The organism is Glycomyces tritici (assembly GCF_030403505.1).
In genome coordinates, this window is sequence record NZ_JAUEMJ010000009.1 from 129,449 (window position 1) to 142,589 (window position 13,141).

The following is a 13,141-nucleotide window of genomic DNA, read 5'->3' on the forward strand; positions in this document are numbered from 1 at the left end:
CGCCCCTCGCCGGCACGCTCCCGGATGAGAGGACACCCCATGGCACGCCGCAAGCGCCCCCTGTTCGCCCGCTGGTACCCCGACGCCGCCGCCCGCCTCGAGGAGCGGGGACTCGCCGCCGAGCGCGCCCGCCTCCTCGCCCCGCTCGAAGGCCGCGTCCTCGAGATCGGCTGCGGCTTCGGCGCCAACTTCCCCCACTATCCCGAGGCCGTGACCGAACTGGTCGCCGTCGAACCCGAGGAGCACTTCCGCGACCTCGCCCGCGACCGCGCCGACGAACTCGGCCTCAAGGCCGCGATCGTCGAAGGCACCGCCGAAGCCCTCCCTGTGGAGACCGGCTCGTTCGACGCCGTCGTCGCCACCGCCGTCCTCTGCTCGGTCGACAGCCAGGCCGACGCGCTGGCCGAGATCGCGCGGGTCCTCAAACCGGGCGGGACGCTGGTCGGCTTCGAGCACGTCGGCTCGGCCGGTCGCGCCCGGCATGCGACCGAGAAGGTCCTGGACGCCGTGCTCTGGACGCACCTCAACGGCGGCTGCCACCTCTCCCGAGACACCCTCGGCGCGATCCGCGCGGCCGGGTTCGACACCGCCGGCATGAGCGAGGAGCGGTTCGCGTTCCTGCCGTTCCCGGTCTCGAAGAGCCCGCACATCGTCGGCACGGCCCGCAAGCCCGCGTAACCGGGCGGGGATCCAGCTGAGTGCTCCGGACCGGTGATCCCGTCCGGACCGTCCCCGGTGAGCCCGCACCCGCTCGCTACCGGCCGCAAACCCGGCGTACCGGGCCCTGTGGAAGACTCTGGCATTCGGTGAAAGCGGTGGCGACGGTGCCCCAGGCACCGGTCGACCGAGGCCTCCGCATGTCGATGCGGGAGCGGCACCCGGCCCAGGAGGCCGCGGCACCGCCCTCGATCGCCATGCCGCCGCCCGCGCACCTTCGATCACCGGGAGACCCATGTCCGCCATCAGCTGGACCGAAGCCGGCGAACGCCGCACCGCCGCGTGGCACTCCGAGAACGCCACGCCGCCGCCGGCCGAGATCGTCGTCGCCGACGACCGCATGAAGGCCGACACCGCGTACCGGCTCGCCGCGAAGGGCACGGCCCTGCTGTGGCGCGGCGACTTCCACAACGCCCGGCAGCTGCTGCGCGCCATGGACCGCCGCATCCGCGAACCGCGCGGGTCGCAGGGGACCGCCGCCGAGACCTTCCACCGCCACCGCCAGTACCGCGGCCACCGCGCCCGGCTCCTGGGGCGGCTCATCGTCGTACTCGGCGACGGCTACGACCTGGACCTGCACCGCGCGCCCGACGTGCGGCAGGCCTGCACCGAGGCGTACGGCCCATCGACCCGCCCGGTCGCCGTCGCCGTCACCGAACTCCAAGGCGTGCTCAGCGCGCACCAGTGGCGCGAGAAGGGCGTCCACGTCCCCGCGCTCGACGCTCGCATCCACCCCCACTACGGCGTGTTCTCACCGATCCGCGGCGAGTACATCGACCTCGTGGCCCGCGCGCCACTGCCCGAGCGGACCGACACCACCCACAGCCGCACCGCCTCCGCCCGCACTGCTTTCGCCCGTACTGCTTTCGACCTCGGCACCGGCACCGGCGTGCTCGCCGCGGTCCTGGCCCGCCGCGGCTTCGACCGCGTCGCGGCCACTGACGTCAACCCCCGCGCGCTCGCCTGCGCCCGCGACAACGCCGAACGCCTCGGCCTCGCCGACCGCATCGAAGCGACCGGCACCGCCCTTTACCCGGACGGCCGCGCCGACCTGGTCGTCTGCAACCCGCCCTGGCTGCCCGGCCGACCCGTCTCCGCCGTCGAAGGCGGCGTCTACGACCCCGACGCCGCCATGCTCAACGGTTTCCTCACCGGCCTCGCCGACCACCTGCGCCCCGGCGGTGAAGGCTGGCTCGTCCTCTCCGACCTCGCCGAGCACCTCGGCTTGCGCACCCGCGCCGACCTCCTCGACGCCATCGCGGGCGCCGGGCTCGTCGTCACCGGGCGGCTGGAGACCCTCCCGACCCACCCCGGGACCGAGCGCAGCCCCGACCTCCTCGCCGACGCCCGCCGCAGGGAGGTGACCTCGCTCTGGCGCCTGCGGCCCGAAACCGATTGAGCCCCTTGCGGCACCCGCATACGCTGCACCGCATGGAAGCAACAGGGAACCTGCTCAATGTGGTCGACGTCGAAGCGACCTGCTGGGAGGGCCCGCCGCCGCCCGGCGCGGTCAACGAGATCATCGAGATCGGCCTCACCGTCGTCGACCTCGACGCGCGAGCGCGCCTCGCCAAGCACCGCATCCTGGTGCGGCCACAGCGGTCCCGCGTCAGCGCGTTCTGCACTGCACTCACCGGCCTCACCCAGGAGGAGGTCGACACCGGCGTCGCGTTCGCCGAAGCCTGCCGCCTCCTCACCGCCGAGCACCGCGCGGACTCGCGGCCGTGGGCGAGCTGGGGCGACTACGACCGCAAGCAGTTCGAGCGCCAATGCCAGGCGACCGGCACCCGCTACCCGTTCGGGCGGCGGCATGTGAACGCGAAACTGCGCTTCACCGAGGCCAGGGGGCTGCGCCGCAGGCCCGGGATGGCCCAGGCGCTCCAGATCGCGGGCCTACCGTTGGAGGGCCGCCACCACAGCGGCGCCGACGACGCCTGGAACATCGCCGCGGTCGTTCTCGACCTCGCCGGCAAGGGCGAGTGGCCCGGGGCCTGAGCGGTTACGCGATGCGGCCGTACGCGTCCAGCGTCGCCAGTGTGGACCGTGTCAGGAAGCCGCCCCACTCGTGGGCGACCACCGGGGTCCACATCGCGAAGTTCGGCGCCCAACCGCCTTCGGCCCCCTGCTCCTCCACGAGGTGGTCGAGGTGGCGGCCGATCTCCTCGTCGCTGAACAGGCCGCGGGCCAGTGAGTCGGGTGTCGGGGCCAGGTCGAGCGGGGAATGGGTGTGCCCGGGCTCGTCCGGGTCCAGTGCCGCGCTGGCGCGCAGGGAGGGGCCGAGGCGGTCGAACTCGGTCCGGGCCCGTTCGCGGTCGGGGGCGCGTTCGAGGAAGGCGAGCACGCACATCGCGTCGTAGGCGCCGACCTCGTCCAGGTCGGCGATCGCCCGCCAGCAGAACGCGGTGGCGGTCTCCAGCCAGGGGTGCTTGACGTTGTGGGCGTGCAGGAGGCCCACGATCGGCGCGGTCGGGTTGATTGCCGCCGGTGGCTGCTCGCCCTGCGGTTGCCACCAGGGGCCGCGCTCGTCGCCGAGGACGCTCGGCAGCACCCACGGCACGCCGCCCTCGGCGGTGGCGTTCGCTTCGAGCCAGGCGCAGGCGGCGAGCACGATGGTCTCCTCGAAGGCGCCGACCTCGTCGAGCGCCCAGAGGGCGACTTCGGCGCCTTGCGGCTGGCTGCCGGCGCCGCGCAGGTCCGGTTCGATGGCGTGGCCGAAGCCGCCGTCGGGGTTCTGGTAGGCGCGCACGGCGTGGACGACCGCTCCGGCCGGGCCGCCGTGGAATCGGTTGGCGAAGCGGGCCCGGTCGATGAGGCGGGCGTTGAGGATCAGGTACCGCTCTGCGGCGGCGAACGCGTCCTTGCTGAGCGTCTTCATGTGGCGGGCCCCTTCTGGCGAGTGTGGCGCGCCCGACCGTACCGGTCGGGTGCGACAGTCCGGTTCAGTCCAGTGCGTTCCGGAATGCCGTGAGCAGCTCCTCCGTGAACAGGACGAATCTGATGTCCGCGACGCCTGCGGCGGCTTCGCGCGCGGCGGCGACGGCGATCTCGGCGGCCGACTCGGCGGGCCAGCCGTATACCCCCGCCGAGACCGCGGGAAACGCGATCGAGTCGGCCCCGAGCCGGTCGGCGAGGGCGAGGGATTCGCGGTAGCAGGAGGCGAGGAGGGCGCTGCGGTCCTCGGCGGGGGAGTAGACGGGGCCCACGGTGTGGATGACCCAGCGGGCGTCGAGCCGCCCTGCGGTGGTCGCGACGGCCTGGCCGGTCGCCAGTCCTTTGCCGTAGTGCCCGCGACGCAGCTCCTGGCACTCCTGGAGGATCGCGGGGCCTCCGGCGCGGTGGATCGCGCCGTCCACGCCGCCGCCGCCGAGGAGCGAGGAGTTCGCGGCGTTGACGATCGCGTCCACGTGCTGCTTCGTGATGTCGCCGCTGAGGATCCGGATGCCCATGCCCCATGCAAACACGCCGCGGCCGGGTTCGGCGCCGGGCCCGCCGTTTCGGCGCCCGACGGCAGGCGCGGCAGTAACGTTCGAGGTCACAGGCTTGTTATGGATTCGTGATGTGCTCAGGCCGCCGCAGCGCGTTGACAATGCCACAAGCAACCAGGTATAACCAATTAAATCCAAATGAAACGGGGGTGAAACCACATGTTCGCGGAAGAGCGTCAGCAGCGGATCGCCGAACGTGCGCGCACCGAGGGCCGCGTGGACGTCGCCGTGCTGGCCGCCGAGTACGAGGTCACCACCGAGACCATTCGGCGCGACCTCACCGCCCTCGAGCGCCAGGGCGTCGTCAAGAAGGTCCACGGCGGCGCGATCCCTCTGGAGCGCATGGGCTTCGAGCCCACCGTGGCCGCGCGGGACACCGTGCAGACCGCCGCCAAGGAGCGCATCGCCGCCGCCGCCCTCGCCGAGGTCCCCGATGAAGGCGCGATCCTCCTCGACGCCGGCACCACCACCGCGCGTATCGCCCAGGCCCTCCCTCACGACCGCGACCTCACCGTCGTCACCAACGACGTCCTCATCGCCTCACTCCTCGCCGCGAAGCCCCGCCTCACCGTCCTCATCGTCGGCGGCAAGGTGCGCCGCCGCACCATGGCCGCGGTCGACGACTGGGCGCTGCGTGCCCTCGCCGAGACCTACGTGGACGTCGCCTTCATGGGCGCCAACGGCATCAGCGTCGAACGCGGACTCACCACACCGGACACCGGGGAGGCCGCCGTCAAGCGCGCCATGATCAACGCCGCCCGCAAGACCGTCGTCGTCGCCGACCACACCAAGGCCGGCAACGACTGCCTCGCCCGCTTCGGCACCATCGACCAGGTCGACGTGCTCGTCACCGACACCGGCCTCGACGACGGCCTCGCCGCCGACTTCGAGGCCGCCGAGCTGAAAGTGGTGCGCGCATGATCGTCACCGTCACCGCCAACCCGAGCCTGGACCGCACGATCGAGGTCGACCGGCTCCGCCGCGGCGAAGTGCAGCGCGCCATAGGCGACCGGGTCGACCCCGGCGGCAAGGGTGTCAACGTCTCCCGCGCGCTCGTCGCCAACGGCCACGCCACGCGGGCCGTCCTCATCAGCGGCGGTCACGCCGGCACCGAACTGCTTGACCTCCTCGCCGAGGCGGGCGTCCCGATCATCGAAGTGCCCGTCTCCCAAGGGGTCCGCTCCAACCTCACCCTCGCCGAATCCGACGGCACCGTCACCAAGCTCAACGAGTCCGGCCCGGTCCTGCGGGCCGAGGAGATCGAAGAGCTGCTCGACGCCGCCATCTCGGCGCCGCCGAACTACGCCCTGCAGACGCCCTCGAGCAGCATCGACCGGCCGACCGCCTGGATCGCCGGCTGCGGGAGCCTCCCGCCCGGCGTCGGCGCCGACTTCTACGCCGAACTGGTCGAACGCGCCCGCGAGGCCGGGGCGGTCACGGTCATCGACTCCTCCGGTGCGGCGCTGGAAGCGTGCCTCGCCTCCCGGCCCGACCTCGTCAAACCCAACCTCGAAGAGCTCGCCGAAGCCGCCCGCACCCCCATTACGACGATGGGGGACGCCGTCGCGGCCGCCGAGGCGCTCCGCGCCGCCGGAGCCGGAGCCGTCCTCGCCTCGCTCGGTGCCGACGGCGCGATCCTCGTCGAAGCCGACGGCGTCTGGCACGCGAAGGCCCCGCTCGCCGGGCCCCTCGCCAGCACGGTGGGCGCCGGCGACGCCGCGCTCGCGGGCTTCCTCGCCGCCGGGGGCCGCGGCCCCGAAGCGCTCGCCGCCGCCGTCGCCTGGGGCACCGCCGCGGTCACCCTGCCCGGCAGCATCATGCCCGGCCCGCAGGACATCGACCTCGACGCCGTCACGGTCACCCGCACCCCGGACGCCGGCCTCGTCCTGAACGCGCACAGCTGAACCGAAGGAGCACCGCCATGACCGACCTCATCACCGCCGATCTGATCGACCTCGACCTCACCGGGGCCGACCGCCACGAGGCCACCGCCAAGCTCGCGCGCCTCCTCGCCGCCGCCGGACGCGTCAGCGACACCGACGGGTTCCTCGCCGACGTGCGCGCCCGAGACGAGCAGATGCCCACCGGCATCGAAGGCGGCATCGGCATCCCGCACGCCCGCAGCGCCCACGTCACCACCCCCAGCCTCGCCTTCGGCCGCGCGGCCGGCGGCATCGACTTCGGCTCCGAAGACGGCCCCGCCGACCTCGTGTTCCTCATCGCCGCACCGGAAGGCGGCGGCTCGGAGCACATGACCATCCTCGCGTCCCTGGCGCGCAAACTCGTCCACGCCGATTTCAAGACCGCCCTGCGCGAAGCCCCCGACGCCGAAGCGGTCGCCGCCCTCATCAAGCAGACCCTGCCCGGCTAGACACTGCCCGATTACCAGCCCGCCCAATGAAGAAGGTGCACGAACAATGAAGCTCGTAGCCGTAACCTCCTGCCCCACCGGCATCGCCCACACGTACATGGCCGCCGAAGCGATCGAGCAGGCCGCCGTCGCCGCCGGGCACGAGATCCACGTCGAGACCCAGGGCGCGGCCGGCGCCGAAGCCCTCGACCCGGCCGTGATCGCCGCCGCCGACGCGGTCATCTTCGCCGCCGACGTCGACGTCCGCGACAAGGAGCGGTTCGCCGGGAAGCCGATCGTCTCCGCCGGCGTCAAACGCGGCATCAACCACGCCGCCGAGATGGTCGACGAGGCCGTCGAGAAGGCCAAGGCCGCACCCGCAGGCGACACCCCGGCACCCGCGCCCGCGGCCCCGGCCGGACCGAAGCTCGGCCCCGGCGCGAAACTCCGCCTCTGGCTCATGACCGGCGTGTCCTACATGCTCCCGTTCGTCGCCGCAGGCGGCATCCTCATCGCGCTCGCGTTCATCATCGGGGGCGCCGAGATCGCCAACAAGGTCAACGGCGGTGAGTTCGAAGGCGTCGCCTACGAGGCCATCACCGACCCGACGGCGATCCTCGACCAGACCGGCATCGCCGGCCTCATGTTCTACATCGGCGGGCTCGCGTTCTCGATGCTCGTCCCGATCCTCGCCGGGTTCATCGCCTTCGGCATGGCCGACCGCATGGGCATCGCACCCGGCGTCGTCGGCGGCCTCATCGCCGTGGCCGTCGGCGCGGGCTTCCTCGGCGGCCTCGCCGCCGGCCTCCTCGCCGGCGCGATCGTCATGGCGCTCAAACTCATCAAAGCCAACCAGGCGTTCGCAGGGATCATGCGGATCGTCGTGATCCCCCTGCTCAGCGTCTTCGCCACCGGCTTCATCATGCTCGTGGTCGTCGGCAAGCCCATCGCCGAAGCCCAGACCTGGCTCACCGACTGGCTCGCCGGCCTCTCCGGCGTCAACGCCGTCCTCCTCGGCCTGATCCTCGGCGCGATGATGGGCTTCGACCTCGGCGGCCCCGTCAACAAGGTCGCCTACCTCTTCGGCGTCGGCGCCCTCGCCAGCGGCGACCTCACCGTCATGGCTGCCGTCATGGCCGCCGGCATGGTCCCGCCCCTCGGCCTCGCACTCGCCACCGTCGTCCGCGGCAGCCTCTTCACCCAGGCCGAACGCCAGTCCGGCAAGGCCGCCTGGCTCCTGGGCGCCTTCTTCATCACCGAAGGCGCCATCCCGTTCGCCGCCGCCGACCCGCTCCGCGTCATCCCGTCCACCATGGTCGGCGGCGCCGTCGCCGGAGCGGTCTCCATGGCCTTCGGCGCCACACTGCAGGCTCCCCACGGCGGCATCTGGGTCATCCCGCTCATCGGCGACCCGCTCGGCTTCATCGTCGCCCTCCTCGCCGGCACCGCCGCGACCTGCCTGTGCGCCATCGCCCTCAAGACCGCCTGGAAGTCCAAGGCCGCCGAAGCGGCCGACGACCAGTCGCTGGTCACCATCTAGCCCAACGAGGAAGGAAAACAGCCATGCCCGAACGCACCGTCGTCATCGCCTCCAAAGTCGGACTCCACTCCCGACCCGCGGCCATGTTCACCGAACTCGCCCGCGAGCAGCCCGCCAAGGTCACCATCGGCAAACCCGGCCAAGACCCGGTCGACGCCGGCTCGATCCTCCACATCATGACCCTCGGCGCCGAAGGCGGCCAGGAAGTCGTCCTCCGAGCCGAAGGCGACGGGGCCGAAGCCTCCCTCGACGCCCTCGAAGCCTTCCTGAAGATCGACCACGACGCGTAGGAGCCGACGGTGACCGCAACAGAGATGACAGGCATCGGCGTCAGCCCGGGCACGGCCGCCGCACCCGTCGCCCGGCTGGCACCGCCCCCCGCGGTGCCCGCCGACACCGGACCCGAGCCCGACACCGACGCCGCGCTCACCAAGGCCCGCAACGCACTCGAAGCGGTCGCCGCCGACCTCGACGCCCGCGCCGCCCGCGCCGACGGCCCCACCGCCGCGATCCTCTCCGCACAGGCCATGATGCCCCGCGACTCGGCCCTCGCCGACAAGATCGCCGCGGCACTCGGCGACGGCCGCTCCACACCGCACGCGATCGCCGAGGCCTTCGCGTTCTTCCGCTCGGCCCTCGAAGCCGCCGGAGGCTACCTCGCCGAACGGGCCGCCGACCTCGACGACCTGCGCGACCGCACCATCGCAGTCCTCCTCGGACTGCCCATGCCCGGCCTGCCCGACCCCGGGCACCGCTTCGTCCTCGTCGCCCGCGACCTCGCCCCCGCCGACACCGCCGCCCTCGACCCGGCCAAAGTCGCCGCGATCATCACCGAGCAGGGCGGACCGACCAGCCACACCGCGATCCTCGCCAAATCGATGGGCCTGCCCGCCGTCGTCGCCTGCCCGGCCGCCGCCGCGCTGGCGGACGGCACCGAGGTCCTGGTCGACGGGGGCACGGGGCTCGTCGTGCCCGACCCCGAGCCGGGCCGGGTCCGCCGCGTCCTCGACGCCGAGGCCCGCCGCGCCGCGGCCCTCGCGGCCAGCCGCGGGCCCGGACGCACCGCGGACGGCCACGCCGTCCAGCTCCTGGTCAACCTCGGCTCGCAGGCCGACCTCGCGGCCGCCGCCGCGGTCGACAGCGAGGGCGTGGGCCTGTTCCGCACCGAGTTCCTGTTCCTCGACCGCGAGACCGCGCCCACTGTGGACGAGCAGATCGAGGCCTACGGGCAGGTGTTCGCCGCGTTCTCCGGCCGCAAGGTCGTCGTCCGCACCCTCGACGCCGGCGCCGACAAGCCGCTCCCGTTCGTCGACCACGGCGATGAGCCCAACCCGGCGCTCGGCGTGCGCGGCATCCGCCTGGCCCGCACCGAAGCCGGAGCGGCCCTCCTGGATGACCAGCTCACCGCCATCAGCGCCGCGGCGGCGAAGCACACCGCCGACGTCTGGGTCATGGCCCCGATGGTCGCCACCCCCGGCGAGGCCGCCGCGTTCGCGGACCAGTGCCGCGCCCACGGACTCGCCACGGCGGGCACCATGATCGAGGTCCCGGCCGCGGCGCTCCGCGCCTCCCGCGTCCTCGACGGCTGCGACTTCGCGAGCCTGGGCACCAACGACCTCGGCCAGTACACGCTCGCCGCCGACCGCATGAACGGCGCGCTCGCCGAACTGCTCGACCCGTGGCAGCCCGCACTGCTCGACCTGGTGAGCCTCGCCGCCGAGGCCGGGCGCGAGGCCGAGAAACCGGTCGGCGTGTGCGGCGAGGCCGCGAGCGACCCGCTGCTGGCGTGCGTCCTCGTCGGACTCGGCGTCACGAGCCTCTCCATGGCACCCAGCGCGGTCGCGGCCGTCCGCGCGGAGCTCTCCACGCGCACCCTCGCGGACTGCGCCGGCATGGCCGCCGAAGCCCTGCACGCCAACGAAGGGTCCGAAGCCCGCCTCGCGGTCGCCGCCTACTGACCGCCGGGGCGCCGGGCCGCCGGCTTCGTCACGGGTGCCCGCCGAACCGATTTTCGGGTGCTTCACCGGTGCCGCGTGACATGCCGCCTCCCACCGCCCGGTGACCCGACATACCCCGGTTCGCGGTGATACATGACATGTGACGTATTACCAATGGTAGTTTGGCAAGCGCACTGCCTGCGGCATCACCGGCCCGGCCGATGACGGACCCTTCATCTAACCCATTTACAAAGGCGGCGTTCGGGCCGTACCATGCATCCATGAAGTCCACCTCGCGCGACATCCGCCTCCGCAACTGCTTCGCAGTGCTCCGGCACCTGATCGCGGACGCACCGACCTCCCGCCAGATCCTCGCCCGCGAGACCGACCTCAGCGTCGCGACGGTCTCCAACCTGGTGACCGACCTGATCGAACTCGGCGTCGTCGTAGAGGTGGGCCGCGAGGACTCCGGCGGCGGCAGGCCCCGCGCCCTGCTCGCACCCAACGCCGGCGGCGGCGTCATGATCGGCGTCGACGTCGCCGAGACCTACGTCTACCTCGAGGTCTACGACCTCACCCTCACCGTCGTCGACCGCGTCGAAGAGCGCATGGAACCCAGCGAGAACGCCCCCGACCAGGTCATCGGCCACATCGCCTCGGCCATGGACCAGATCCGCGAACGCCTCGGCGACCGCGCCATCCTCGGCCTCGGCGTCAGCCTCCCCGGCCAGGTCGACGTCACCTGGGGCGTCTCCGGCTTCGCCCCCAACTGGAACTGGCACGACGTCCCCTTCCGCAAGCTCCTCGACGACCGCCTCCAGCTCGGCGTCCCCATCTACCTCGACAACCCGCTCAAGACCATCACCGTCGGCGAACTTTGGTTCGGCGACGGCCGCGGCGTCGACCGCCTCGCCGTGCTCATCCTCGGCACCGGCGTCGGCGCCGGCCTCGCCTTCGGCGGCCAGCTCTACCGGGGCGCCACCAACTCCGCGGGGGAGTGGGGCCACACCACCATCAACCCCGCCGGCCCCCAATGCCGCTGCGGCGCAAAAGGATGCATCGAGGCCTACGTCGGCGCCCCCGCGATCCTCTGGCACTGGGGCCAACTCGACGGCCGCGCGGCCGTCGGCTCGCAGACCGAGGCCATGGCCGCGCTCGCCGCCGCCTGGGAGGCCGGCGAGGCCACCGCGGTCCGCACCGTCGAGACCGTCGCCGAATACCTCGCCGCCGGCGTCGCGAACCTCCTCAACCTCTTCAACCCCGACCTGGTGGTCTTCGACGGCTGGGTCACCAGCGTCCTCGGCGACGCCCTCGTCCCCGAGTTCGAGCGCCGCCTCGCCGACCACGCCATGGAGGCCCCGCTCAAGGCCGCCCGCCTCAAGCGCAACGGCCAGGAGCGCAACATGGTCGCGCTCGGCGCCGCCGCGCTGGCGCTGGAGGGCCACCTGAACCGCCTGAACACGGTCGGCTCCCGCAGCCGCCGCTGAAGACGCCGCCGCGAGCGCGCAAGCGCGTGCTTTTCGCGGCGGCGAACGCTCGCTGAGCCGTCTTTCTGAGTCCGGCGCCTCCGGTTCCGCCATGCCGGTGGGCGCTGTTCGTGCTGCTCAAGGCAGTGTTCCTGGAAGTTTCGGGCCCTTCGCGAGGGGCGCGACCGAGCGCAAATCGTTATCCGAACACTTACTTCAACCCATTGACAAAGTGAGTGGCGCTCGTAACACTGGGAGGCGAATCGATGCACGTTGATTCCCCGATGCGGTGTCGAACCGGGGCCGCTCGGGAGCCCTTCACCTCTCAACGTAGCGAGGAGCTAAGAGATGGTCGCTGACAGCCACCCTTCGAAGAAAGCGTTCGCCAAGTTCATGATGAACCGCCGGCGCATGCTCGCGCTCGGCGGCATGACCGCCGGCGCCGGCGCCTTGGCCGCCTGCGGGAGCAACACCGGCCGCGAGGAGCAGGGCGACGGTGTCTCCCTGCTGCAGTGGTACCACGAGTACGGCGAGGACGGCACCCAGGAAGCGGCCAAGGGCTACGCCGCTGACTACGCCGACGCCAACGTGACCGTCGAGTGGATTCCCGGCGATTACGACGCCGCGCTCGCCTCGGGACTCTTGACCGACGACGCACCCGACGTCTTCGAGAGCCACCTCAACCGCGGCATGGTCGAGGCCGGCCAGGTCGTGCCGCTCGACGACATCATCGCGGACGTCATCGACGACATTCCCGAGGGCGACCTCCTGCGGAACACGATCGACGGCACCGTCTACGGCATCAACATGATCGACGACCCGCAGTACATCGTGTACCGCCCCAGCATGTTCGAGGCCGTGGGCATCACCGCGCCGCCGACCACCTTCGAAGAGCTGATCGCGATCGCCGCGGAGCTGACCACCGGCGACGTCAAGGGCATCGACTTCGGCGCGGCCGGCGGCACCGACCGGCTGGGGCAGCACATGATCAACAGCCTCGGCCTGTCGTTCATCGGCGCCGACATGCAGGCCGGATTCAACGACCCGCGGATGGCCGAAGGCGCCCTCCAGGTCAAGCAGCTCAACGACTCCGGCTCGCTCCTGCTCGGCGCGCCCACCGACTGGTGGGACCCCTCGTCGATGATCCAGGGGCTCTGCGCCATGTCCTGGACCGGGCTGTGGACCATGCCCGCGCTCATCGAGAACCTCGGCGACGACATCGGCATCTTCCCGTGCCCCGGCTTCGTCGGCGGCACGCCGACCGTCTTCAACGGCGGCTGGGCCACGTTCGTCAACGCCAACGGCAAGAACGTCGACGCGGCCAAGGCCTTCACCAAGTGGCTGTGGGTCGACAACAAGGAGGCCATCCTGGACTGGTGCCTGAGCTACGGCTTCCACATTCCCTCGCGGCTCTCGCTGCGGGCGGAGGCCGACCAGTTGAGCACCGGACCGGCCGCCGAGGCCGTCGCCATCTCGGAGGAGTACGGCTGGGCCGAGAACCCCGACTGGACGCCGGCGATGAACACCGCCGTCAACGACATGCTCAGCAACATCGCCATCGAGGGCAACGACCCGGAGGCCGAGCTGGCGAAGGCCATCGAGACGGTCAACACCGAGCTCGACGGCATCTTCGGGTAGGGGACCGA

13 protein-coding genes are annotated in these 13,141 nt (G+C 72.1%); 11 read left to right on the forward strand and 2 right to left on the reverse strand.

Annotated elements, in window-relative coordinates; genetic code table 11:
• Positions 1–39: 39 nt before the first annotated feature.
• The 3 genes from QWI33_RS23490 (at position 40) to QWI33_RS23500 (ending at position 2,712) form a co-directional block, all read left to right on the forward strand.
• The gene (locus QWI33_RS23490) at positions 40–678 is read left to right on the forward strand and encodes a class I SAM-dependent methyltransferase (RefSeq protein WP_289959392.1); all 639 of its coding nucleotides are present in this window, start codon (positions 40–42) and stop codon (positions 676–678) included.
• A 274-nt stretch (positions 679–952) separates the two neighbouring features.
• A complete protein-coding gene (locus QWI33_RS23495) occupies positions 953–2,116 on the forward strand; it encodes a methyltransferase (RefSeq protein ID WP_289959393.1) in 1,164 nt (387 codons plus the stop codon).
• Between the two features lie 32 nt (positions 2,117–2,148).
• Positions 2,149–2,712, forward strand: a complete 564-nt coding sequence (locus QWI33_RS23500) for a 3'-5' exonuclease (RefSeq protein WP_289959394.1) — start codon at positions 2,149–2,151, stop codon at positions 2,710–2,712.
• Positions 2,713–2,716: 4 nt separating this feature from the next.
• On the opposite strand, the gene QWI33_RS23505 is transcribed toward QWI33_RS23500, so the two are convergent.
• Together QWI33_RS23505 and QWI33_RS23510 are read right to left on the reverse strand one after the other, a co-directional pair.
• Complete coding sequence (locus tag QWI33_RS23505; RefSeq protein WP_289959395.1) at positions 2,717–3,592, reverse strand: hypothetical protein; 876 nt, start codon at positions 3,590–3,592, stop codon at positions 2,717–2,719.
• Positions 3,593–3,656: 64 nt separating this feature from the next.
• The gene (locus QWI33_RS23510; RefSeq protein ID WP_289959396.1) at positions 3,657–4,163 is read right to left on the reverse strand and encodes an O-acetyl-ADP-ribose deacetylase; all 507 of its coding nucleotides are present in this window, start codon (positions 4,161–4,163) and stop codon (positions 3,657–3,659) included.
• Between the two features lie 198 nt (positions 4,164–4,361).
• Here QWI33_RS23510 and QWI33_RS23515 point away from each other — a divergent pair, with 198 nt between their 5' ends.
• The 8 genes from QWI33_RS23515 to QWI33_RS23550 all read left to right on the forward strand — a co-directional run bounded on the left by QWI33_RS23515 (position 4,362) and on the right by QWI33_RS23550 (position 13,133).
• Positions 4,362–5,123, forward strand: coding sequence for a DeoR/GlpR family DNA-binding transcription regulator (locus tag QWI33_RS23515; protein ID WP_289959397.1), 762 nt, complete (start codon positions 4,362–4,364; stop codon positions 5,121–5,123).
• Positions 5,120–6,106, forward strand: coding sequence for a 1-phosphofructokinase family hexose kinase (locus tag QWI33_RS23520; protein ID WP_289959398.1), 987 nt, complete (start codon positions 5,120–5,122; stop codon positions 6,104–6,106). Before QWI33_RS23515 ends, QWI33_RS23520 begins: the two co-directional genes overlap by 4 nt.
• A gap of 17 nt (positions 6,107–6,123) precedes the next feature.
• Complete coding sequence (locus QWI33_RS23525) at positions 6,124–6,573, forward strand: PTS sugar transporter subunit IIA (protein WP_289959399.1); 450 nt, start codon at positions 6,124–6,126, stop codon at positions 6,571–6,573.
• A 46-nt stretch (positions 6,574–6,619) separates the two neighbouring features.
• A complete protein-coding gene (locus QWI33_RS23530; protein ID WP_289959400.1) occupies positions 6,620–8,092 on the forward strand; it encodes a PTS fructose transporter subunit IIC in 1,473 nt (490 codons plus the stop codon).
• A gap of 23 nt (positions 8,093–8,115) precedes the next feature.
• Complete coding sequence (locus tag QWI33_RS23535; protein WP_289959401.1) at positions 8,116–8,382, forward strand: HPr family phosphocarrier protein; 267 nt, start codon at positions 8,116–8,118, stop codon at positions 8,380–8,382.
• 24 nt (positions 8,383–8,406) lie between these two features.
• A complete protein-coding gene (ptsP, locus tag QWI33_RS23540) occupies positions 8,407–10,050 on the forward strand; it encodes a phosphoenolpyruvate--protein phosphotransferase (protein ID WP_353895549.1) in 1,644 nt (547 codons plus the stop codon).
• 260 nt (positions 10,051–10,310) lie between these two features.
• A complete protein-coding gene (locus QWI33_RS23545; protein ID WP_289959403.1) occupies positions 10,311–11,516 on the forward strand; it encodes an ROK family transcriptional regulator in 1,206 nt (401 codons plus the stop codon).
• 327 nt (positions 11,517–11,843) lie between these two features.
• The gene (locus QWI33_RS23550; RefSeq protein WP_289959404.1) at positions 11,844–13,133 is read left to right on the forward strand and encodes an ABC transporter substrate-binding protein; all 1,290 of its coding nucleotides are present in this window, start codon (positions 11,844–11,846) and stop codon (positions 13,131–13,133) included.
• Positions 13,134–13,141: the final 8 nt, after the last annotated feature.